The sequence below is a fragment of the Varibaculum sp. GTC20041 genome (genome assembly GCF_055387755.1).
The window spans coordinates 73,222-97,162 of the sequence record NZ_AP041144.1 but is presented as its reverse complement, the minus strand read 5'-3'; the positions used below and the strand labels follow the sequence as shown (position 1 = coordinate 97,162).

The window sequence follows — 23,941 nt, the reverse complement described above, 5'->3', positions numbered from 1 at the left end:
TCTGGGACTATTCTTCCCACAAGCTAGGCGGTAACGTTTAGACTAAGAGAGTACAAGCTGTCGCTACCGAGGCGGAGCGCTTCGGTATGCCTAAGACAAAGGAGCGAACATGAAGAAATGCTGCCCGCATAAGCTGCTCAAACAGGCACGGAGTTTGGCAGACCAAGGGAAAGATATTGTTCTTGAGGGCGCTCAAGATCTGCAAGAAAAAGTTAGCAGTGAACTAGTACCGGGTGTAGAACATGCGGTAGACAATGTGCGTGACCAGTTCCATGAGGTAAAGAAGCATTCCGAGAAGTCTTTGAAGGAGGCTGCTAAGCAAGTGAAGAAACAATCAGCAGAAACATTTGGTAAACCGGAGCCCAAGCGGGGGCGTAAGACTCTACTATTCCTGCTACTAGCTGCCGTAGCCGGTGGCATTGGGTATGTACTGTACCGGCGTTCGCAACCGGTTGATGATCCGTGGGCAGAAGAATACTGGGAGGATGTAGAAGTGAGCGAATTCGATCCCCAAGAAGCAGCAGAAAAGGCTCAGGACAAGGCCAAAGAGGTGGCCGAGGACGTAGCCGATAAAGCCGACAAAGCCGTTGACGCAGTAAAAGACAAGGTTGAAAAGTAACCAGTAAGTCATTCAAATAGTTAACAATGCCCTCCCTGCCCAAAGCAGGGAGGGCATTGTCTTACCACTTTTCAGATTTAATACCCGATTAGGTATTAAACCACGTTTCAAGGATGTCTAGAGCCTACATAAGTTTGGTTATCAGCGTCCATAGATAAAGAAAAGACCTATGAATTCATTTATTCATCAGACACCTAGTTAAATATTTATAAAGCTCTTATTTAATTTTAATAATATCGCGCTATTTAGCTATCGTTTTCAAGTTATTTGTCAGACGTCCTATGTTTATTGTAAGCTTGTATCCGCCAACGTAATTTATGGAATGGAAGACAACGATGTCGGGTAGTTAGATTTGTGTTATCACCTATTCCCATCAGGGACTACGTGAGATATACACCACGACTCTGTTGTAAACGATCAATCAGGCGAGATATTTTGCAGCAGAATCCATCAATTTGGACATACCAGTCAGGCGAGCAGTCACCGATTACATAAAACTTTAACGCAACTGGCGATAACTGATACAAGGAGGCAAGATTATGAGTCGCAAAGACGCTACGCAGGATCTGGAAGAAAGGTTCTCTACAAACGGACAACCCGTAGATAACAGTAAGCTGTGCACCCTCGTTAAACAGGATTATTGCGGTATTGTCGACATTAATCTAGCAACGACAATGCCTGGATGTATTTTCCGAGCAAATGGGAAAAACGGCTGTATTGAGCTCAATATTTCTAGTGGGCAAATCACCGGGTTTGTACGTAGCGGACACGAACACCGAATCATTGACGCCGAAGATGTACCCGGAATTGATGACGGTTTCGCACACTCGGTGGCTCTTTCATCGAACGAATCTGGTATGCACCTATTCTTCGACGGCTACGAAGCATTCTCAACCTCCCTGCCATCATGGTTTTTACAGATTGAACTCGAGGACATCACAATCAATCCCCAAGGTGTCCACAAGGTCATACACTTCGCGGTTTGGGCTGGTCAAACGGAACCAGATTTTCCTCTTTCAATAGCACGCACACCAAACTCGGTTGTAGAGTTTGGTGGCTCTGCGTTATCACCTTGGGATGTGCGCAAAGTTAGTGGACTTACCAAGGGAAGCGTGCGGGCAAAATTCCGCACTCGTGGCGAAGGTCAGTTTGGTGTGATCATGGCTGCTGAAGGAGCGCAAGGAGCTATGCGTCTAGGTATCGAACAAGGGGGTAGTTTCTATTTCCATGCATCGGTAGATACCGAGGTTATTGCTGAAATTACGGCGCCGGGACACTGGGATGATGGAAGGGTTCATGAGCTCGTGCTCGTAAGCGGAAGGGGCGCTACCACGATATTCGTAGATGGATACGAAGTAGTTCATTCCCCAGGAGCAGTTTTCTTCGACGATATTGGAAATCTGAAAAGCGTCCTAGTTGGAGAGGATCTGGATGGAACCAAACTATTCGGAGAAGTCTCCTCAGCAGAGATCTATCAGCAGGTTCTGACTGACCATCAAATAAAAAGACTAGCTGGTGTTGCCCCTTTAGTAACTCAAGCACTCTTCGATACGGGGTTGATGGGTGCTAAGAATTACCGCATTCCCTCAATTATCACCTGCAAATCAGGAGTGGTTCTCGCAGGCGCCGACCAGCGAGTAAGTATCGCAAACGACAGTCCGAACGACATTAATTTTGTTATTCGACGTAGTCTGGATAATGGTAAGACCTGGACAGATCCTCAGACAGTACTCCAGTACCCGGGAAGTGGAAGACTGGGAGCCTCGGTTATTGACTCCGTCCTCGTACAAGATGAATCATCAGGTCGCGTGATCTGCCTGATCGATCACTTTCCCGGCGGAATCGGGCAGCCGAACGCCAAGGTTGGCACCGGATACTCGGAAGATGGCACTAAAATTCTACACGACCGTGATGGCAACGAGTATCACCTGATGGATGACGGAATAGTTAACAACTTAGACGGCACATCCACTAACTACCTTGTAGACAAGCTTGGAAATGTGACAGTTCAGGGCGAACCAGCTGGAAATATCTATCTAGCGCCAGGAGTCGACTCTAACGAATCATTATTCGAACATCCCTCATGCCACTTGCTCATGGTTTTTAGTGATGACGATGGGGAAACCTGGAGCGCCCCTGTAGACCTGACTCCTCAGATTAAAGAGGAGTGGATGCGTTTTTGTGGAACCTCCCCGGGGAATGGAATCCAGCTTCAGATTGGAAAGCACAAGGGACGAATCTTGGTTCCGATTTACTTCAACCATGAGAGCGGTTTGGCATTTTCGTGTGCAGCTGCCTATTCCGATGATGGTGGAGAAACTTGGCATCGTGGGCAATCGCCGAACGATGGCCGGGTAGTTGACGGAAAAGAAGTATTTGCCCGAAATCTCGAGGACGAGCGAGCCTACTGTCACGAATCTGTCCTAGTAGAAGGGGAAGACGGCACTGTCCACGTCTGGATGAGGAATCTGAATCCCCGCGGTCGAGTTGCTCACGCAATAAGCGATGACGGTGGCGAAAACTGGGGAGAAGTCACATTTGTTGAACAAATACCTGAAATATTTTCGCAGCCGAACGCTATTCGGGTCTACGATGAGGATTCAAAGCCGGCAATCCTGTTTGCGAATGCTTCCCAGCTTCTCCCTTTCAGGGGACGGGGGGTCGTGCGGCTATCCTATGATGACGGATTAACATGGCCGCACAACAAAGTCTTTAACCCGCGTCACTATGTATACCAATGTATGACCCAAATGCCCGATGGAACGATTGGTCTCCTGTGGGAGAGAGAACTGCAAGGAGTTTTCTTCACCTCGTTTCCTCTGGCTTGGGTTACAGAATCGAACTCAACTATCAGCTGAATGCAGCTTGTATTCTTGCTCTTTTTATTAAAAAACACTCGCCTTTTGCGCTATCCAGCAAACCTTTTAATAGACGTTTCAAAGGAGAAATAAATAATGTCTCAACAAACAAAGAAAATACCCTGGTATAAGGAAATCGGGGCACAACGTTGGAAGGCGTTTTTCGCCGCCTGGATTGGAGTGGTGTTAGACGGATATGATTTTGTCTTAATATCATTGGTGCTTTCCGAGATTATCGACACTTTCAGTCTGACACTTGTTGAAGGAACCGCCCTTGTTTCCGCCGCATTCATCTCCCGGTGGTTTGGCGGACTAGTTCTGGGCGCTATGGGAGACAAGCATGGACGTAAACCTGCGATGATTGCTTCGATTCTTCTGTTCACAATTGGGTCTTTAATGTGTGGTCTGGCTTCAAATTGGACGGTTCTTTTCCTCGCGCGTTTACTTATCGGCTTTGCTATGGCGGGAGAGTATTCCTCTTCTGCGACCTATATTATTGAACTTTGGCCAGTTCGTATGCGCAACCGCGCTTCGGGTTTCATGCTTTCTGGCTACGCCGTTGGATCGATTCTTGCAGCACAGATATACCGTTTGCTTGTGCCCTGGGTAGACAGTTGGCATCCCAACTGGGGGTGGCGTGCACTATTCCTAACCGGAATGATTCCGATTCTTGTAGCTTTATATATGCGCCGTCGCCTTCCAGAGGCTGAGGATTGGGAAGTGTTAAGCAGTCCGATGATAATGAACGCCTGCATGAAGGAAATATGCTTACTATCCTTTACAGGGGGAAAAATCGGGTAGTTAATTATCTACTTACCGTGTTAGCTTTGACTCTCTTACTCCTAATTTTCACGAGCATTGTTCATGGCGGACTGTTAGTTACCTTGCTGGCACTCGTATGTGCGGGGATTTTCGTGTGGTTTGTTTACCAGTCCGATCCGACCCGTTGGGCGGTGGGCGTTGCCATTATGTTGACGATTTTTTGCTCATTCATCTACACCTGGCCGATTCTTGGTTTATTGCCGACATATTTGAAGAGCGATCTGTCTATGGATGCCGGACTAGTAGCGGCTATCGTTTCGTATGCCAACCTCGGCAATATGTGTGGCTATATTCTTTCGGGATTCCTTGGCGACAAACTAGGAATGCGCCGTTGGTACGTAATCTCCCTGCTTTTATCCCAAGTCCTAGTATTCCCTTGTTTTATGGTCGGGGGAAAGTATGCAGTCCTGATCGGTATCTTGTTATTCTTCCAGCAAATGTTTGGGCAAGGCATTTCGGGACTTGCACCCAAGTGGGTCTCTAGCTACTTCCCTATTGAAAAGCGTGCTGCGGGGCTAGGCTTCTGCTATAACGTTGGTGCCCTAGGGGGTGCAGTTGGACCAATCGTGGGAGCTTCCATCTCATCTGCTGTTCCCTTGGGGATAGCCTTGGCAACTATTTCGGTTGGAGGTGCGCTCGTAGTTATTCTCTCTGTCGGGCTGAACCTTCCACGCAGAATTCAAGCTGCAATTAATCCTGCCACGGTTCGACCAGAAGACGGTAGGGACGAGAGTGAATTGCCTACCCTCGATCCGGTTGCAGAATAAGAAAGTCTAGATAGAAATTTGCGCGGTCTTTAATTTCCAAGACCGCGCAAATTTTATTTCGCTTGAAACATGATGGTGATTTTATGAACCGGGATGTGAGTACGGGACATTACCCTTTGCTACCCCTCACCGCGCTCAATTTCGGGTGTGATAAAACCGCAGAAACGTTGACCGAGAACGATTTTCTGGCGAAACACCAGGGTCGCGGCCGATAAATAAACGAAAACCACTAAGGGAAGGCGGGGGGATAGCTTTTATCCGAGTAGGCGCGGTGGGCATAGAGTCCGGGAAATACCACAGGTATTTCCCGGACTCTGGGCAGGAGGAAAAGCTATCTCCCCCGCCCCTCACATTTGCTACTTTTACCGCGCCAGACCCGACTTTTCATGGCTTTTAAGTAACTAGGAGACCGATTTAAAACCCGAAAGGGAGCGCGGATATATAGCACTCGGGGCCGGAAGCTTGGCTTCCGACCCCGAGATCCTTCTAGCTATTTAGTTGTATGTCTTTCCTAGTCCTCTAGTTCTTCGCGCTGGTAGCGGCGGATCAGTACTAATCCAACTCCCGCAACCATTGCTAGAACACCGGTCATTGCCATGATTCCGGTGGTGGAGCCGGTCTTAGCTAGAACCGTGCTCACCACTCCCCCGAACCCGGAGGGGGTTCGCGGAGTCGGTCCGGGAGGCGTGGTTCCCGGAGTGTTCGGAGTCTTGGGGGTTTCCGGAGTTTCTGGAGGTGTCCCCGGTGTCGGGTTCTCGACGCTCAGGGTCTGAGCAGCATCATTAATGTCATGGTGCTGCGCTACCTCCTTAGCGCCAGGGCTAGGCTCTCCGTCTTTAATATCCGCAGTCTTGTACAGATCCTCGAATACTACGTATTGCTTATTAGCCTGAATAGCTTCACCTTTAACCGTGAAGTAGACTTTAGCCTCTCCTGCAGTTTCACCTTTCTTGACGGTGAAGGATCCGCGTTCAGCTGTAGCTGCCACTTGGAGCTTACCGTCCTTGTCCAGGTAGGTGAGCGGAACGTTGCTGGATTTGTCCATCAGGGTTCCGGTGATGGTGTATTCACCAGGCTCCAGGTTCTTCCACTTGACCGTATCTACGATCACCGCATCTTGACCTGGGGTCAATACCGGTTTACCTAGGTTCGGATCCTTGGTTCCGTCGTTGTAGGTGGTGCCATTCTTAGCAACCGTGGCGATCTCCGGAGTCTTTTCTTCCGTTGAGGCCGGCGGAGGTGTTACCTGAACCGTCTGATCGGCATCCTCGAGGTTGGAGTGATCTACTACCGGAGTAGCTTTACCCACTACCTTGCCATCTTTAACATCGGAGGCCTTGTAGACCTGCTCGAATACTACCCAGCTGGCCTTGGTGGAGATCTTGTCTCCCGGCACTGTGAATAGCGCGTAGATGGTTCCGGTCTTTTCGCCTTTCTTGACCTCGAAGTCAACCGCCGGGGTGTTGGCCCCTACGACAGGCTTACCGGTCAGCTTGTCCATCAAGGTACCGATCATGGTGTACTTGCCCGGTTTCAGGTTCTTCCAGGTAGCAACATCTTGTACCTGAGCGTTCTCGCCCTTCTTAAGGTTGAGGACTTTGTCCTGATCGGCGTTGTCGCGAGCAATGGTTCCTAGTTCTGGGAAGTCCTTGCTGTAGGTATTCTTAATGGTTACCTGAATCTCGGGAACCACTTTGGTATCTACATCGGGCACCGTGAACTGTGCGGTTTGCTTGCCAATCTTCGAAACCGTCATTGCCGGATCCGAGGAGCTGAAGCTGATTGTATTGGGGAGAATCCCGTCGGGGTTCGCCTCATCGGTCAGCATTTCAGTCAAGGTACATACCGTGCCTACTTGCAGCTGCTTGTCGGCAGGCAGTCCCGCGGATACTCCGGCAGGCATATCGAATTCGAATGCTCCTCCGAAGTTCTTGTCACAGCTGATGGTGAACTTGAACTTACGATCCTTATCCGGAACTTCACCGTCGAGAACTTTCTCAGTTACCTTGGTGAAGGTAATAGCTGGCGGCCCCTTCGGGCTTTCAACTACCCGCACGGTCTGGTTGATAGCGTTCAGATCCAGTTCGGACACTACCGGCTGAGCACCTGCATTGGGACGGCCGGTCTTAGAATCCACATCGCTGGCGCGATAGATCCGTTCGAAGACTACGAACTTTGCTCCAACTGTTGTGGTAGCACTTGCCGGTAGCTGGATCTTGGTAGTCACGCTGCCTGCGTCTTCACCATTGTTGACAGTGAAGGGAACCGCCTTAGTGGTGGCTCCGGCAACCGGATTGCCTTTGGCGTCTACCAGTTCGCTCAGCGCCTGGTAGTTGCCAGCAGGCAGGTTCTTCCAGTTAACAGTATCGGTTACTACCGCAGCTTTACCTTTTTGGATTTCCTTTTCATTGGCTCCATCGGTGGTGGCAGTGGTGCTTACCGAGGGCGCCTCGGTAACGGTCACGGTCTGCGCATCATCACTGGGGTCGTTGTGGGAAACCACGGTGGAGGTGTTCGGCTTCGGATTTTCGCCGTCAGTGTCTTCGTAGTTGTAGAGGTATTCGTACACTACGTACTTTCCGGCCTGGCTGATTGCCCCGGCTGGCACATTGAACTTCATGGTGGTGCTACCCGCCGCGGAGTTGTCCTTGGTGATTTCCACTACCACTGGTTCATTGGTAACTCCCGCTACCGGAGCAGCGTTGTTATCCGTAATGTGCATTAGTTTACCGGTGAGCAGGTATTTACCTTCAGGTAGGTTCTTCCAGGTGACTTTATCGGTCACGGTGGTAGCAGTTCCTGCCTGCACGGTTGAAGTACCGTTATCGGTTACCGCGTTGGTCTGCAGTTCCGGCTTGCCCATCTTGTTGTAGGTGTTGGTCACGTTCACCAGTACCTCGGGAACCTCGTCGGTAGCCGCCGGTACGGTGAAGTGTGCCGATCCTGCAGTGGAGTCCTGCTGCACGCTGAAACCGTTGGTTCCGCTGGTCAGCGAAACTGACGGTGTTACCTGTTGCTCGAGTGCGGCATTGAGATCCTCGTGAATGGAACAGACGTAGCCGCTGCGCAAACCGGTTACCTCGGTAGCCTTGTCTGGACGTACTAGCAAGGTCTTATCGCCTGCGGCGTTGCCGTCCTTATCACGGCAGCTCAAGGTGAAGTAGTAGGGGCGGTTGTTGGATACTTCCATACCCGAGGCCTCTACCTTCTTCATGATCTTCACTTTCGCGGCCGGCGGAGTCGGAGGCGTGATGGCCTCTACCGTCTGATCCGCGTCAGTGATTACGGCGTGTTCCACGACCGGCTTGGCGCCATTGTTCGGGGTTGTGCCGTTTACATCACCTGCGCGGTAGATGTATTCGTAAACCACGTAGCGGCTACCAGCCTTGAGAGAGTCACCGCTGACGGTGAAGGTGTTATCCAGCTTCCCGTTCTTCTGGCCCTCGTTCACCGTGAAGGGTGCCGGGGTGGAAGTGTAGGAAGTTACCGCTTTTTCGGTCTTTTTGTCCATCAGTTTACCGATGAGGACGTAGTCGCCAGGCAGCAGGTTCGCCCAGGATACCTCGTCCACGATCTTGGCGGAGGTTCCAGCATAAACCTGGTTGGCTTGCTTGGTTTGGCCATACATACCCTTGGTGCCGTTGGCATCTTTAGCGGAGGTCGCCACGGTGGGCTTCTCCGGCGCCGGGTAGGTGTTGGTCGCTGTGAACACTACGTTTACTTCGGTCAGCTCTTCTGCCGGCATCTTGAAGGAGGCCGAGTTTTCAGAGCTGATCAGACCGATCTTCTCGGAATCTGCGCTGAAGGATACCTGGGAGGGGGCAATGCCCGCTACCTTGGCAGCTTCGCGATCCTCTGTAAGGGTGCAGTTGGCTCCCTTGACGTAGGGCAGCGAGATCTTGGATCCGGCAGTAACCTTGTAGGTCTCTTGCTTGGCAGGGTTGGAGCACTTCAAAGTGAAAGTAAACTCCTTGGTGGAGGGAACCTCTAGTCCTTCGCTCTTAACAACTTTCTGCAAAGTTAGTGTCGGAGTTACCGGGCTTTGCGGTTCTTCACCGATGGTTACGGTTTGTGCCGAGTCGTTGAGATCTGAGTGGTCAACAACTGGTTTCTTTCCGTCCTTAACGTTGCCGTTTTCATCGACATCGCCCTGACGGTAAATCTTCTCGAAGGCAACGAACTGCGAGTTCGCTTTCACCTGCTCTGCGGGAACGGTGAACGTCATTTCTTGGATACCTTTCAGCTCGCCGTTGCTAACGGTGAACTTCACGATTTCCGCATTTACGTTCGGTATCGGCTGTTTGGTTCCCTTATCCATCAAGGTGCCAACCAGCACGTAGTTTCCGGCAGGCAGTTTCGACCAAGTTACGCGGTCCAGCACTTTGGCCGGGGTCTTAGCGTCGAATACCTTGGTACCCGTCGAGCTTTGAGCAGTGGTTGCCGCCCGCGGCCCTTCGTTTACCGTCTGATTTTCATCATTCGGGTCCTCGTGCTTGGTGACTACCGTCTCATCACCGGGGGTGTTCGGCTGCCCCGGGTGGAGGTATTCGAAGGCCACTAGTTTCGCGTTCTGACGAATCTGTCCCACGGTAACCTGGAAGGTCATCTTGGTTTCACCGGACTGGAGGGTTCCAGCCTCGCCAGGAACAGTGAATGCCTTGGAGGTGGAGCTGACCCCGATCGGGTTTCCGGATCCATCGACCAGTTTCCCGGTCAAGTGGTAGGTCTTACCGGCCTCTAGGTTCCGGTATTTCACGGTGTCAACCAGGGTTACGTGATCGCTATCGGCTTTACCGGTAGTATCGATCTGCTTGTTTCCACCTTCATCGGTAAGCACGGTGGCGATCCAGGGATTGACCTGCTTGGTCTGGTTGTCGTCCTTGGGGTCTTCGTGCTTAGTGACCGGTTCGAATCCGCCTTCGACCTGCAGGTCTAGCTTTTCGAACGCGACTAGCGTCGAGTACTTGGCTACATCTGCCTGGGTCAGCTTGAATGGCAGTTCCACTACTCCGCTTGGGGTGGTAATGGTGACTGTCTTTTCGGCTTTGATTCCGGTGCGGGTGGCATCGGTCTTATCCGCGTTCGGTACTACCAGCTCACCGGAGAACTTGTAGGTCTTGCCGACCTCAAGGTTCCAGTAGCTGATCTTATCGGTCAGGGTGTAGGTGTGATCCGCGTCCTCAACCAGGTCGATATTGCCATCGCGTCCTTCGCCCTTTAGCTCAGTAGCAATCTTCGGCTCATCGGGGGTCTGATATTCGTTAGCGGCCTGTACGGCAACCGGAGTCTTCGCATCTGAACCGATGGTTACAGTCGCGCTGGTTCCAGCGGCCGCACCTACGCCTGCGCCTTTACCGTCAACTGTCCAGCTTACCGTCTGGGCATTAGTGCCTTTAGGTAGGACTTGCTGCTCAGTTACGGTACAAACGGTGCCCGCCCGGAATTGCGCGGGGGCTACTACAGGCTCGCCGCCCGGTTTCACGTTGGGGATATTACCGTGGGTGCCATCGGAGCAGTCATAGGTGAAGTTGTAGCTGGCGGGTAGATCCTTTACCTTATCAGCGCTTTCACCGGCTACCTTCACCGAAGTCTTCTGCACGGAGAAGGTACCTTTTTGCTCGATCTCCTTGTAGGCGTTGGTAGCTTTCACTACCACGTTCGCCTGCTTACCGTTTTCTTTCCACTGTGCTTCAGTCATCGCTTTGTTGATGGTGAAGATGTTAGCGGACGCAGTAGAGGAATCATCCTGGGTGCCGTTCCAGCTAATCGAGTGCTTCACTTTGGCAGTAGACAGTTCGTCTACCGGAATGAACTTACCCTTGCTGTCAATAGCGCCGAGTTCTTCCACCTGAACTTGACTGCCGACCGGTACTCCCCAGAAGGAGTAGGAACCACCGCCCGCAGGAATGGTTTGCTCCTTCATGTGGGTGTTGGTGCCGTCCATGTAGGTCAGCTTGAACTTGTAGGACTGAATATCCAGAGACTGGTCAGCGCTGCCTTGAACTTCTTTCTTCAGGGTGAACCCACCGAGCTGCTGGCTGTACTGGTTAGTAGCCAAAATCTTGGCTTTTGCTGCAGCTTTGTTCAGCTTGATGGTCAGTTCTAGTTTCCCGTCGGTTCCGGTTACTTCCGCACCGTTGGTGGCGCTTGCCCGTAGCTCAGAACCTACATAGTCAGCATTTGCACTGGACTTGGGGGTTTCTTCCCATACTTTACATACGGTGTTTACGGGCAGGTTATTTAGCTGCGGGTTGGCAGGGTCAGCGCTGGTGAAGGTTTCACCATGCTTGAGCTTGAAGCTGCCTTTAACCGCATGTGCATTGCCAGGAATCTCACAGGAGTATCCGAAGTCGAAGGCTACGTCTTTGAGGACGGTGCCGGGGTTTGTTACTCCGGCGACTAGCTTCTCTACCTCGAAGCCACCAACTTTCTGGTTTACGTATTTGTTTTCTACGTTGATGGTAGCTTTTTGGCTTTCCCCGGCTTTAATCGGGTTGGATAGTGCCGCGTTGTGCAGTACCTGTCCCCCGATAGTTACTTGCTGAGGCGCTTTACCGTTAAACGTGGTGGTCAAAGTGGTGTTCGGTACGTTGATACCGGTGGTATCTTCGTAGACTGCACACTGGGAACCAACTGGAATACCAGTGATGGTTGCGCTTCCACCTTTGTTTACGCTAATGGAGGTAAGCTTCTTGGTTACGCTTTCGGCTTTCTGTCCGGTGGCACAAATGTATTTCATTTCGAACGTGCCAGGAATGGTGCCTGCACCGGCGGTTCCATCTACTACCTGCTTGGAGATTTCCAGTTGCCCGGTCTTCTCGGTGTAGGTGTTGGTGGCAACTAGGGCGAGCTGGTTGGCAGCTTCTGCCTTGAAGGTTGCTTCTCCGTCGGCCACGCTTTGGGCGCCTTGCCATTGCAGTTGCCGATCCAGGTTCTCCGGGGTCGCACTATTTTCCTTGATCTTGCAGGTTACGCCGGGCTTTACTTTGATGGCCGCGGAGGTTTCGCCTGCTTTCAAGCTAGGTATGGCCTTCCAGGAAGCGTCGCCGTCACACTGGTAGGAGAAGTCGAAGGAGTTCGGCACACTGAAGTGGGTTACCCCGGCTGCTTCTACGTTCTTGCGAACGGTGAATTTTGCTTCTTTCGGCGTGTAAGTGTTGGTGGCAGTCACCACGACGGTCTTAGCGTTGTCCTCGGTTAGGTTGAACTTCGCTACGGTACCGTCAGTGTTCGTGTCGGTGCCAGTGAATTTAACTTTTACCGTGTTGAGGCTATCGGTTACTGCTTTTTCACTTACCTGGCAGCTCATACCGCTGGTCAGCGCTTTGTTAGAGACGATGGTCTCGCCTTGGGTTTTGCCTTTGCGCACCAACACGGTGGCGGTGGTCTTAAACCCGTCACAGCTTACATCGAAGTCGAATGCCCGATCGCTATCGGTGTTGCCCCCGACGGTCTTTTTAACGATCTTGAACTCGGCGGGTACCGGATTCTTCGGGGTTACGGTAATGGTTTGGGAACCATCGGTGATTTCCTCGTGTTTCGCGTAGGGTTCACCGCTGGGTTCAGCGCTCTGCTCACCTTGATAAATGCGCTCGAACACCACATACTTGCCATCAGCCTTTACCTCGGAACCAGGAACTGTCAGCTCTACCAGGGCGGAGCCATTTTCGGAACCATTGGTAAATACTTGACGTCCGCTAGCAATAATGTCTTTCGGATTGTCTTTGTTTACCAAGGTGGCGAAGGCAGTGTAGGTGCCGGGTTTGAGGTCTTTGTAAGTGATCTGGTCTTTGACTTTGAAGTCTTGACCATCGGCCTCAACCGAGCTGATTAGTGACTTTCCATCATCACGTACCCACGCTTTGGTCTCAATGGTGGGCAGCTTGTGCTGCTTCGGGTTCACCGAGACGGTCTGTCCCTTGTCGTTGGGATCTTCGTGGGATGCCACGAGGATACCAGCAGTGTTGTCGGCACCTTTGAATACTTTTTCGTAAACCACATAGGAGGCGCCAGCTTCGATTTGCTTAGCAGGCAGGGTGAACGTTAATTCCTGGGTGCCCTTTAGCTCTCCCGCGTTTACGGTGAAGTTCTTGGAGGCATTGGTGCCCGGTACGGGCACTACCTGGTCGCCTACCTTCTTCATTAGCTGTCCGCTGAGGGTGTAGGTGCCGGGCTTCAACTTGTTCCAGGTGACCGTGTCTTTAATGAGGACGTCGCTACCTTCTTCCGGTACCGCTACTTTACCTTCATCGGTGGAGTCACCTTGTGCCTGAGCACTGGTACCGATGCGGGGTTTCTCGGTTACGGTCTGCTTTTCGTCCGTCTTATCTTTGTGCTCGGCAGCCTTAGTGCCACTTTCTGGATTCGTTCCCTGATATAGGGTCTCAAAAGCTACCAGTTTCGCGTTTTCACGGATTTTAGCTACTGGTACTTGGAACTGAATGCTGACGGTTCCGGAATAGTAGCCACTGCCACTGTCAGTAGCACCAGAAGCTTTGGGATCGAAAGGATCGCTGACGCCAGTTACTCCAACGCTATTGCCATCACCATCTACCAGTTCACCTTTAATGACATAGTTCTGTCCGCCCTTAAGATTCTTAAAGGCTACCTTGTCGATAAGGGTTACGGTGTCGGTATCGGCTTTGCCGGCGGTATCGATTACCTTGGCTCCATCGCTGCCTTCCAAAGTGGTGCCGATGCTAGGCTCCGGAGCCACCGGGCAGGTAGAGGTGAATTCGAAAGAGCTGGAGGCAGAACCGGAAACGGCTACTGCATATTTGCCGAGGTTCACCTGGGACTGGAACTGAACGTATTTCCCTGTAGTCTTGGGGTTCTTGAAGATATAAGTCCGAGTGATCTCAATACTGCCTTTGAAGGACGCATTGATATTAGCTTTCTGGACAGCTCCGGAACAAGCGGCAGCGTTATCAAATTTAACGCCCACTAAAATTCCGCCCGGCGAAGCAGCTTTCGCAATTGAAGTATCGGAGGGCAGGACTAAGTTATCCGAGCCGCTGATCTGCAAGCTACCTTTAGCCTCTTGCAACAGAGCAATGGCCTCCGAACTACCAATCAGGTTCACCCGGAAGTGAGTGTCATCGGCGCGGGTAACGCTGAGCTTGATCGATTCCAGTAGCTGCTTATTATTTTGATAGGCTGCTTCATCCTTAGCCATGCTGGCCGCAGTTTCGGCTTTCCATTTGGCCAATGCCTCTTTATAAGCCTTTTCATCAGCGATCTGCTGATCTTTAAGTGCCTGATACGCCTGCCACATCTTGATTTCGGCATTGGCGATGTTCCGAATATGCGGCAATACTGCCCGCGCCACATTGGTAACAGTCCAATCGATGGTTCCCTTTCGATAGACAAAAATTCCGTCTGCGGCAGAATTCTTCTCAATGGCCCAAACTAGAGCCTGGGCGGCGCCATTTTTCTGGTACGGATCTAACTGATTGAACAGATCCAAGGCAGCTTTATGTTCTTCGATCAGTAATTTGTTCTGCTCGTAAAAATCTTTTCCGGCTGGGTAACTAGTGTCAACATCCATCAGACGACGATCCCCACCGTTATAGATGTACGCTAAAGCCTTTAGCTCTCGTTGAATCTTAGGGTCGGAGACCATACGACCTGTCGATGATCTGTCAACAGAACCTACCGCATCGCCAGCATCAATAGATACTTTCAAACCTTTTTCCGTATGCCCCGGTTTGCTGGGATCTAACCAGGAGGGGTCAATCCCAAAACCAGGCTGTGCGCAGAATGAACTAGTGTAGTATTCCGGTGCTTTAGTCAGGACACCCTGTTGATTAACATCTCGATAGACATCTCCGCGGTTTTTTACCATCAGGTAATTCGCATTATGCATCCGAAGCGTGTTGGGGAGCTCTACCTCCCAATCATTCGACCACCCATTACTCTGGGCAATCGCATTGTTATACGCGTCTCTCAGCTGAGTATTTGGCCAATGATTGTTCCTCTGACCGAACTGTTCCGCCCAAAATATAGTTCCCTCGGCAAAAGGCGGATTAGGTATATCCCAGTTTCCGTCCTCTATCTCCTGGAAATTCATGCCGGCTTCTACGGCTTTGAAATCTTTTGCTAATTGGGCATTCTCCGTATCGGAGGCCTGGGAGGGGGCTACCAAGGTGGTGATAGTCCATGCCAGGGCTAATGCAGCAGCTAATCCAGCGACGATCCAACGCCGCAACAATTTAGCAGTTTGACTGTTAATCATTATTCATCCTGTGTCTACTAGAAGGAGGGATCGACATCTCCACCAACAGATCCTGACGAGGCGTTCGCCTGGGTTATGTCACGCCCAAACGCCCCGCCTGGAGGGACCTGGCCTGTTGTCAATGCCGACAGGAACACTATTAACTTGTCTAGGTGTAGTTAATTTATTTTAATACACTTACCATCTTACAAGATTTTCATAGAACAACGCAAGAGAGTTATAGAGGTAAACCTAGGATACTGAGGTAGTTCGCGGAAGTTAGCCCACTTTCAACAGGGAATTTAGCGGCGCTTACCATCTGGACTGTCTTGAAAAGTGCACAGATTCACAGGACAAAAGGCCTGTATCAATTACGAATTAACATTAAAAATCCATTAAGCGGTTTTATGATTTCCGAACTGGGTATTCCTTAATTATGAGACTAACTTTAGTGACCAGCCTAAACCGAAGGCAGCAATACTTAGTAACCGCCAGGAAAAAGCGTTAGCTGACGCGTTACTGAGGTTCCTTGGCCAGCCACAAAGTATAAGGCCCATCATTAACTAAAGACACCTGCATCATCGCGCCGAAGACTCCGGTTTCAACCTCCGCGCCACCAGCGCGCAAATCCGCAACTAGTTTGTCAAAAATAGGATGTGCCACCTCGCCCTTAGCCGCATAAGTCCAGGAAGGGCGGCGTCCCTTGCGCACCGAACCATACAGGGTGAACTGGGAAACCACCAGCAGGGGTGCCCCCGACTCCAGCACTGAAGAGCCGTCCTCAAAAATCTGTTGATTAAGTAGGCGGCGCACCGTCCAATCAATCTGCTCTTGGCCGTCACCGGGAGTTATCCCCACGAAAGCCACCAGGCCTGGCCGATCCAGCCTCCCGACGGTTTTACCCTCAACCGTCACCTCCGCGGAAAGTGCCCTTTGAATTAAGGTACGCATAAGACCCTCCTAGCCTGCGATATTTAACGATCCGGAACCCGAACGCGGGGAGGCGTCAGCAAAGGCTTTCCGATCAATGCGGGACTGTCCCTGCCAGGAAACCCCGGCAGGATCGGTAATCACAGTCACCGCCGCGGCCAAAGATTGCTCTTCCTCTCCCTCTTTCCAGCAGACAGTCAGTTGCCCGGTGGGAGCAGTCCGTTTCACTAACCCCAAAGCAATCGGCCCGTCCTCAAAATGATTGGCACTCGCCTGCACCGTACCGACTTTGCGGCTCCCAGCATAGAGTTTCGCTCCCGGAGGTGGCAGCAAAGAGGAACTGCCATCCAGATGCAAAAACACCGCTCGTCGCGGAGGGTGACCCAGGTTAACGATGCGCGCTACTGTTTCCTGTCCGCAGTAGCATCCCTTATTAAGGTGTACCGCGGTGCGCAGCCAATCCAGTTCATGGGGCAAAGTGCGCGGGTCAATGTCGGTGCCGTAGGGACGCCAAGCCGCTATCCGTAAAGCCCGCCAATCGGCCGCGGCAGCAAAAACCGGAGCAGCCAGGCTGTATCCGTCCTCAGTTTCTCGTGGCCAAGAAAGCTGCTCCCACTCGGAAAGTAACTGGGCGCGAACTGCGGCAGTCTTTTCCACCGGAACTACCCCCAGGCGCGCCGGGTAATCCTGCCCCGGATGAGCCTGAGAACGGGGAGAATAAGCGGTGCCACCAGCAGTTATTCCTGGCCATGGGTCTGTCCAAATCGGCCCAAAATGTGCCAGCACTTCCTCGGCTAGGCTGGGAGTGAAAAAACCCCAAACCGTAAGCTCCGCGCGTACGGCAACCTCCACCCGCGACATAAATTTCATAGATTCTAAAAACTGCGCCAAAGCCAGCGCATCCGCAGTAAACAGCCAAGCAACCTCGCCGGTCCAAACGATTCCAGCCGCGAATTTGACCCGGCCATTGGCATCCAGGAACAGCATTTCCCGGCTCTCCCCCGCAGCCATACCGGTTAGCACTTGCGAAGATAGGGTGGTTAGCCAGGAGGGAGCGTCCGAGCCAGACACGGTGATGACCTGCAGCCCGGTTTCCGCGATCCCGTATCCGCACCGCAAAGCCACTTGGTTGTCTACAAAAGTCACTATTAGGCTCCTTCTGCCCGGTTAATACCTGGAGTATCCTCGTGCGGATCAGCAGCTTCCTGCCCGTTTGCGGTCTGCCCGGTATCGTTCGCCGCTTTGGCCTCCGCTACCTCCGCGGCGTCCTCTTTATCTAGCTCTTCGCGCGGATCTTCCCCGGCGGGCAAAGACGTCACCCCGGGGGCGCTCAAAGTCTCCTCTCCGGCGGGCAGACGCAATAGGCGCGCCGAAAAATCAGATTCGGCATCTTTACCGGGAAGCACCGAATCTTGCGCCCAGAACAGTTCCGAAGAAACCAATCCCATCATTCGCGAAAGCTGCTCGAAGGGAGCAGGTGCGCGCCGGGAAGAAACCATAATCCGCGGCCCCATCGATACCGCCTCCCAGGAAACCTCGGCGGTGTAGGGGCCGCCAGCAGAAGTCAGGCGACAACGCGAGCGCGCCTCTTGCTCACTATCGGCCGGAGCGGCGGCAGTTACTCTCCAAGAGGTATCCTCCCGCCAAAGCAAAGCACCACGGCGCAACTGCGAGAGGCCGGTCGCGGCGTCAGCTTGCATATCCGGTTTTTCGGCGACCGGTTCTGCCAACCAGGTGAGAGTGGCTTGCTGCAGACTCGTTCCGGTGGCGCGAAAAGTAGTTTCTTGCCAAATAAAGCATTCTTCACGCTCTGCGTTTTCAGCATCCGTTTCTTTAGGCAAACGCGCGGTTCCCCACCCTCGCCAAGATCCCAGTAGCCACGCCAGGGGGATTAATTCTTTCGCTAAGCCTAAAGGTAAATCCATCATGAGCTACAGCCTAGTAGAGTAAGTAAGACACAAGCTATAAAAGTGACGCAATTGGGCGAAGAGCAAAACCGGGAGAGAATCGGAAATATGGAAGATTCGGCAACCACACCGCAGGCAACCCCGAGCGGCGCGAACCCGTCTGCGCCAGCAGACTCCCCTGCCCCTGTCGGCAAAAACACCCAGAAAAACGCGCCTGGCTTGGCAAATGCGGTTACAAAACCTACCCCGAAACCGGTTTCTCCCATAGCTGCTCGCAGCTGGTGGGTAGCACTACTTGCTGCCCTGCCTCCCCTAGCGATGCTGTTTTTCCTTTATTGGAACCCCTATTTGGCGGTACTTACTGCCGCCGTTGTAACTATCGCCGTCTCCCTAACTTGGGGTAGCCTCTCCCAGGCTCCCAGCCCGGGGCGAACCGGCTTAGTGGTGGTAATCGCCGGAATCGGCTGCCTGCTGGCCGCATTCTTAACCAATAATCTCACCTGGGTTCCGCTGGTACTTTCCTGGTGTGTACTGGCAGCTTTTATCGCCGAAATGACCCGGGGAAAACATCGCCCTTTAACTACCTGGTCACTAGCTAGCACTATCGCTGGATGCGCGCTGGTAGCAGCCGGATCGGCCTGGGGACTGGCTATCGCCTACCCCACGATGAACCTGCTGGCGATGGCAGCACTGCCAGCCATGGGACTAGCATGCCTAACCTTGGCACTCCCCACCAAATATGCCAGTCTCCGCTGGCTATATTGCTCTGTAGCCGGGATCCTCGCCTCGGGTTTGCTGACGTATTTTGTGCTCTACCAATACTCCGATTTAGCCCTAGCGATCCCCTTTGCCTACCGCAATCCTGCCTTGGCGATCTGGATCATGACGGTGGGTTTAGGATTCCTATCTGGGCTGTTAGTCGCCTGTATCAACGCGTTATTTATGGTGCCGGCAGGCAAAAACTACCGCTGGCGGCAACTTACCCTCGCCCTGCTACCCACTTTGTTTATTGCGGTTCCGATCTACTCTTTAGCGCGCCTAATCACCGGCTAGTTTTCCTCTGGAATCATCAAGATGGAGCCACAAGGACACTCTTCAGCGCAAATCCCGCAGCCCTTACAGTAGTCATACTTGAACTCGTACTCGCCCGGCTTAATCTTCTTGATGGCGTTATCAGGACAAACCCCGAAACAGTTATCGCAACCGAAACAGTTACCACAAGACATGCAGCGCCGCGCCTCAAATAGGGCAGACTCTTGATCTAAGCCTTGCACAACCTCGTCAAAGGTCGAGGAGCGCCGGGCAGATTCAATCTTGGCGCGCACCCGGTGCGGAGCATCCGCGTAATACCAGTTAGTAAGCCGATCATAAGTGGCATCCCCGGTGATCGGGGGCTTGTGGTACTCGGTGCCGTGCAGGAAAGCGTCAATATAGCGAGCAGCTTTCTTGCCGTGACCAATCGCCACCGTAACTGTACGCTCGGAAGGAACCATGTCCCCGCCGGCAAACACGCCGTGACGCCCGGTCATCATCTGCGAGTTAACCTGGACGACTCCCTTTTCGATTTCAATATCGCGGGCGCGCTCCACCAGACCCAAATCAGATTCCTGACCTAGCGCCATTACCACCGAATCGGCGCCGAGTTCTTCAAACTCACCGGTAGGTTGGGGGAAGCCGTTCTCGTCCAGCTCCATTTTCTCTACCGTAAGCTTGCCGCCATCAATATGTTTGATGGTGGACAGCCACCGCATCATAATCCCCTCTTCTTCGGCTTCTGTAACCTCAGAATCGTGGGCAGGCATCCGGTCACGGTTACGGCGATACACGATCACCGCTTCCTCTGCGCCCAGACGCTTCGCGGTACGGGCAGCATCAATCGCGGTATTACCCCCGCCATAGATAACAACCCGCCGCCCTAGCATCGGCTTGTCCTCGCCCTCCATATCGGCAAGCAGCTGAACCGCGTCCATAACTTTCGCAGAGCCACCAGCAGGAATATCGGCGTGACGCCCAATATGGGCACCGACCGCCAAAAATACGGCATCGAAGTCATCGGCCACATCGTCAACATTTTCGACTTTGGCATTGAACTCGAAACGTACGCCCAGGTCTTCGATCCGTTTAATCTCGGCATCGAGCACCTCGCGGGGCAGACGATACTTAGGGATCCCAAAACGCATCATCCCGCCCGCCATGGGACCTGCCTCTTTTACGGTAACTTCATGGCCGAGACGGCGCAGGTGATAGGCAGCAGACAGCCCGGAAGGCCCGGCTCCCACTACCAGTACGTGTTTACCGGTGGGAGCCGCATCTATAGTTACATTCCAGCCCTCTGCAATGGCCTTATCGCCCAGGAAACGCTCAATCGCGTTAATGCCTACGGCCTCGTCCATTTGCCCGCGGTTACAGGCAGTTTGGCAAGGATGGTAGCAAACCCGCCCCATAGTAGCAGGTAACGGATTGTTTACCATGATTTCCCGCCAAGCGGCCTCGTAGTCGCCCTCCTCGGCGTGGTAAAGCCAAGCCTGGACGTTTTCACCAGCGGGGCAAGCCTTATTACAAGGGGGCAGCATGGATACATAAACCGGACGTTCGGTACGCCAGGAACCAGTTTCATTCGCCAGCGACGACCCCACATTCAAAGTCACCGCCCAAGGAGCGGTATCTTCACTGCGAATCTCCGGAGTGGGCAGAGCAGTTTGACTCATTTAGTTATCCCCCTTTGAAGCCGAGTTGCCGGCAATATGACGCATCGCGGAAGCAGAAGTTTCCCCAGAATCCGGGCGGTCATCCGCAGAAAAAGCGTCGCTTTGGGTACGTTTAGCTTTCGAAGCCTCTTCAATAATGCGCTGGGTAAAGCGCCCCTCGGGGTCTTCACCCGCCGCCAGAATCCGCTCCAGTACGTCCTCGTCCAATTGTTCCGGATCGATGAGGCCGTAGCGGCGGATATTACGATCCGCGATTTGCTGCATCCGCTCTAAGACCTCTTCTTGCCCTTTCTTAAATACGTGGGCGAAGCGGCGTTGCGGACGCATATATTCGGTGACCGGCACCGGGCGGCGCAGCTTAGTTACCGAAGTAATCTCGCCATGCTCGGCCTCGTAAACCGGGAAAAGTCCGCATTGGGTGGCCAGGCGTGCCAGGCGAATCGTCAGGTTAGAAGCAGAACCCCAACCCAGCGGGCACGGCACCAGAACGTGAATATAGCGAGAACCGTGGAACTGCATGGCCTTACGTACCTTGTATTCCAAATCGCGCAAATCCGCGACCGTGGCAGTAGCTACATAAGGAACCTCGTGCGCCATGGCGATTCGCGGTACATCTTTACCCTGGCCAAACACGTTTCCGGGTTTTTCCCCTACCGGCTGGGTGGTAGCCGTACGGGCAGCGGGGGGAGTCGCCCCGCTTCGCTGCACCCCGGTATTCATATAGGCGCCATTGTCATAGCAGATATAGAGGACGTCATCGTTACGTTCGAACATCCCCGACAGGCAGCCCATCCCGATATCTACAGTGCCGCCATCACCACCCTGGGCAACCACCCGGGTTTTCTTGCCTTTGGCACGAAGCGCCGCCGCCGCCCCCGAAGCTACTGCGGGAGCATTGCCGAATAGGGAGTGCACCCAAGGAATCGTCCAAGCAGTTTCGGGGTAAGGAGTAGAAAAAACCTCCAGACAGCCAGTGGCATTAACCGCCACCAAATCTCGATCGGCGGCATCCATCGCGGTGTCGAGGGCGTAACGCGCCCCCAAAGCTTCCCCGCAGCCCTGACAAGCGCGGTGACCGGAAGTTAGCGAGTTGATCCGGTTCGGGTCAGACTGGACGGAACGATAATCTAATTCCGCGAGCCGGTTACCCACCGCATAGGAGCCTACCTGGTAAAACTTTACATTTTCGCGTGCCGGAATCGCAGTTTCTACGCTTTCGCGAAACTGCGGTGCCGGAAGCGGAACACTCATAGTTGCTGACATAGCCTGCCTCCTAAATTCCGCGCGCCGCATTGGCACGCTGAGTGGCGTGACGTTGAATGTTTTCACTGATCGGACCAGAACGCCGGGTGGCTTTTTCCCGTTCCAGCTCCGCCTCAACCAGTTCTTGATCCAGATCCAAGAAGGTGAGGTGTTCTAGCTGATCGGCGGCTACCTGATCCAGCACCTGCTCCAGGGAATGCTCGGTGATATTGCGCCCGCCCAAACCGGCGATCACTTCATAGTCACGAACTGATTTGCCGGATCGCGAAAGAGCAGAGCGACAATGAGAAGCTACGATTCCCCCAATACCTAAGGAGAAGGCCTTCTCGATACATACGAAGCGTTTTGCACCCCCCAAATACTTGGCTACCTGTTCAAAGGGGAAGGGTCGGAAGGAGCAAATCCCGAGCACCCCGATTTTTTCGCCCGCTTCGCGGCGCTGATCAACCACGTCTTTAATGGTGCCCAGCACCGAACCCATCGCCACGATAACGGTTTCGGCGTCCTCGATCCGGTAGGGACGAACCAGCCCGCCGGAATCGCGCCCGAAAATGTTCTTGAATTCTGCTTGTACTTTGGGGATGAGCTCTAACGCTTGCAGCTGTTTTACGTGTTGGAGGTACTTTACTTCGGTAAAGGCTTCCGGACCTACCATCGCGCCAATAGTGATCGGATCGGCAGGGTCGAGGACGACCCGGGGAGTATAGGGAGGCAGGAACTTTTCTACCTGCTCTTTTTCCGGAACATCTACCTGTTCCACCGCGTGGGTCAAAATGAAGCCATCCATACAAACCATTACTGGAACCGAAAGTTCTTCGGCAATCCTGAACGCTTGTACATGCAGATCCGAGGCTTCCTGGTTGTTCTCAGCGAACAATTGTAGCCACCCGGATTCGCGTTGACTCATGGTGTCGGAGTGGTCATTCCAAATGTTGATCGGCCCGCCGATCGCCCGGTTAGCCACCGTCATTACGATGGGCAACCCTAGCCCGGCAGCGTTATAAACTGCCTCTACCATATAGAGAAGCCCCTGGGAGGCGGTAGCGGTATAGGTACGCGCCCCCACTGCCGAAGCCCCAATGCAGGCCGACATGGCTGCGAACTCGGATTCTACGTTAATATATTCCGCGCTACCCATTTTGCCTGCTTTAACCAGGGCAGATAGCGCCTCCACTATGTGGGTTTGGGGGCTAATCGGGTAAGCACTGACAACTTCCGGGCTGCAGGCGGCAACCGATTGCGCAATAGCTTGCGAACCTTCAATCTGTTTTAGCACGTTACTTGGCCTCTGCTTTCATTGAACTGACCATTTCGTAGGCGGCGACCGCGGCAGCCACATTGCCTTCACCGACTTTGCCGTGGAAACGGTTTTGAATCGCCTGGGTAACACTGGACAGGCGCACTAACCCAGTCAGGGCGGCTGCTCCCCCCAGCATCACTGCGTTCGGTAGGGGGCGACCCAGATGCTTCTTAGCGATCTCGGTAGCCGGGATCATCACCACATGTCCTTGCGGGTGGGCGGCAATAACTTCCTCTATCCCCAGTTCAGCAGCCGACTTGGCTGAGTTTACCAGCGCGAACCCGTCTGGTTTCAGACCCGAAAACACGTCCATAATCGCCAGTAAGGTAGCATCTTGCACCACCACCAAATCGGGTTCCTGAACGGGTTCGCGGGTACGGATTTCTTTATCTGCAATCCGGCAATAAGAAACTACCGGCGCACCGGTACGCTCCGAACCGAAAGAAGGGAACGCCTGCGCATGATGCCCATCGGTGAATGCCGCATAGGCAATCAGATCAGCAGCAGTTACGACGCCTTGGCCACCTCTGCCATGAATTCGAACTTCAGTCATA

The 23,941-nt window shown here is 53.0% G+C and carries 13 protein-coding genes; 5 read left to right on the top strand and 8 right to left on the bottom strand.

Features of this window, described 5'->3' with window-relative positions; translation table 11 throughout:
- The first annotated feature begins 109 nt into the window (after positions 1–109).
- From ACZ5BI_RS00375 to ACZ5BI_RS00360, 4 genes are all read left to right on the top strand, one after another.
- Complete coding sequence (locus ACZ5BI_RS00375; RefSeq protein WP_024060031.1) at positions 110–619, top strand: hypothetical protein; 510 nt, start codon at positions 110–112, stop codon at positions 617–619.
- Between the two features lie 539 nt (positions 620–1,158).
- Positions 1,159–3,477 carry an exo-alpha-sialidase gene (locus tag ACZ5BI_RS00370; RefSeq protein WP_464896362.1) on the top strand — a complete coding sequence of 773 codons (2,319 nt, stop codon included), beginning with the start codon at positions 1,159–1,161 and terminating at the stop codon, positions 3,475–3,477.
- Between the two features lie 96 nt (positions 3,478–3,573).
- Positions 3,574–4,278, top strand: coding sequence for an MFS transporter (locus ACZ5BI_RS00365; protein WP_464896361.1), 705 nt, complete (start codon positions 3,574–3,576; stop codon positions 4,276–4,278).
- Positions 4,242–5,066, top strand: a complete 825-nt coding sequence (locus tag ACZ5BI_RS00360; RefSeq protein WP_464896360.1) for an MFS transporter — start codon at positions 4,242–4,244, stop codon at positions 5,064–5,066. The genes ACZ5BI_RS00365 and ACZ5BI_RS00360 overlap by 37 nt, the downstream gene beginning before the upstream one ends.
- Positions 5,067–5,577: 511 nt before the next feature.
- Here the strand turns inward: ACZ5BI_RS00360 and ACZ5BI_RS00355 are convergent.
- From ACZ5BI_RS00355 to ACZ5BI_RS00340, 4 genes are all read right to left on the bottom strand, one after another.
- Positions 5,578–15,300: a VaFE repeat-containing surface-anchored protein gene (locus ACZ5BI_RS00355; protein ID WP_464896359.1), complete on the bottom strand. Its 9,723-nt coding sequence runs from the start codon at positions 15,298–15,300 to the stop codon at positions 5,578–5,580.
- Between the two features lie 495 nt (positions 15,301–15,795).
- Positions 15,796–16,230 carry a D-aminoacyl-tRNA deacylase gene (gene dtd, locus ACZ5BI_RS00350; protein WP_316692997.1) on the bottom strand — a complete coding sequence of 145 codons (435 nt, stop codon included), beginning with the start codon at positions 16,228–16,230 and terminating at the stop codon, positions 15,796–15,798.
- Between the two features lie 9 nt (positions 16,231–16,239).
- Positions 16,240–17,355 (bottom strand): CAF17-like 4Fe-4S cluster assembly/insertion protein YgfZ, encoded by a 1,116-nt coding sequence (gene ygfZ, locus ACZ5BI_RS00345; RefSeq protein ID WP_464896358.1) that lies wholly within the window; start codon positions 17,353–17,355, stop codon positions 16,240–16,242.
- Positions 17,356–17,357: 2 nt separating this feature from the next.
- Positions 17,358–18,137 carry a heme-binding beta-barrel domain-containing protein gene (locus ACZ5BI_RS00340; RefSeq protein WP_316692999.1) on the bottom strand — a complete coding sequence of 260 codons (780 nt, stop codon included), beginning with the start codon at positions 18,135–18,137 and terminating at the stop codon, positions 17,358–17,360.
- A gap of 51 nt (positions 18,138–18,188) precedes the next feature.
- On the opposite strand from ACZ5BI_RS00340, the gene ACZ5BI_RS00335 reads away from it, so the two are divergent.
- Entirely contained in the window at positions 18,189–19,169 is a 981-nt protein-coding gene (locus ACZ5BI_RS00335; protein ID WP_464896357.1) for a hypothetical protein, read from the top strand.
- Here ACZ5BI_RS00335 and ACZ5BI_RS00330 read toward each other — a convergent pair.
- The 4 genes from ACZ5BI_RS00330 to ACZ5BI_RS00315 are packed head-to-tail and all read right to left on the bottom strand — an operon-like array spanning position 19,166 to position 23,940.
- The gene (locus ACZ5BI_RS00330; protein WP_238127985.1) at positions 19,166–20,824 is read right to left on the bottom strand and encodes an NAD(P)-binding protein; all 1,659 of its coding nucleotides are present in this window, start codon (positions 20,822–20,824) and stop codon (positions 19,166–19,168) included. The two genes, ACZ5BI_RS00335 and ACZ5BI_RS00330, sit on opposite strands and share 4 nt — an antisense overlap.
- Positions 20,825–22,087: a thiamine pyrophosphate-dependent enzyme gene (locus ACZ5BI_RS00325; protein WP_024060020.1), complete on the bottom strand. Its 1,263-nt coding sequence runs from the start codon at positions 22,085–22,087 to the stop codon at positions 20,825–20,827.
- Between the two features lie 10 nt (positions 22,088–22,097).
- On the bottom strand, positions 22,098–23,363 hold the full coding sequence (porA, locus tag ACZ5BI_RS00320; RefSeq protein WP_316086471.1) for a pyruvate ferredoxin oxidoreductase: 1,266 nt from the start codon (positions 23,361–23,363) through the stop codon (positions 22,098–22,100).
- A gap of 1 nt (position 23,364) precedes the next feature.
- Positions 23,365–23,940 carry a 2-oxoacid:acceptor oxidoreductase family protein gene (locus ACZ5BI_RS00315; protein ID WP_288291395.1) on the bottom strand — a complete coding sequence of 192 codons (576 nt, stop codon included), beginning with the start codon at positions 23,938–23,940 and terminating at the stop codon, positions 23,365–23,367.
- Position 23,941: the final 1 nt, after the last annotated feature.

Excerpts from the sequence above, each read along its gene's own strand:
- ACZ5BI_RS00360 (WP_464896360.1), top strand. The coding sequence starts at position 4,242 with ATGCTTACTATCCTTTACAGGGGGAAAAATCGGGTAGTTAATTATCTA.
- ACZ5BI_RS00315 (WP_288291395.1), bottom strand. The coding sequence starts at position 23,940 with ATGACTGAAGTTCGAATTCATGGCAGAGGTGGCCAAGGCGTCGTAACT.
- ACZ5BI_RS00375 (WP_024060031.1), top strand. The coding sequence starts at position 110 with ATGAAGAAATGCTGCCCGCATAAGCTGCTCAAACAGGCACGGAGTTTG.
- ACZ5BI_RS00325 (WP_024060020.1), bottom strand. The coding sequence starts at position 22,087 with ATGTCAGCAACTATGAGTGTTCCGCTTCCGGCACCGCAGTTTCGCGAA.
- ACZ5BI_RS00355 (WP_464896359.1), bottom strand. The coding sequence starts at position 15,300 with ATGATTAACAGTCAAACTGCTAAATTGTTGCGGCGTTGGATCGTCGCT.
- ACZ5BI_RS00330 (WP_238127985.1), bottom strand. The coding sequence starts at position 20,824 with ATGAGTCAAACTGCTCTGCCCACTCCGGAGATTCGCAGTGAAGATACC.
- ACZ5BI_RS00370 (WP_464896362.1), top strand. The coding sequence starts at position 1,159 with ATGAGTCGCAAAGACGCTACGCAGGATCTGGAAGAAAGGTTCTCTACA.
- ACZ5BI_RS00365 (WP_464896361.1), top strand. The coding sequence starts at position 3,574 with ATGTCTCAACAAACAAAGAAAATACCCTGGTATAAGGAAATCGGGGCA.
- dtd (WP_316692997.1), bottom strand. The coding sequence starts at position 16,230 with ATGCGTACCTTAATTCAAAGGGCACTTTCCGCGGAGGTGACGGTTGAG.
- ACZ5BI_RS00340 (WP_316692999.1), bottom strand. The coding sequence starts at position 18,137 with ATGATGGATTTACCTTTAGGCTTAGCGAAAGAATTAATCCCCCTGGCG.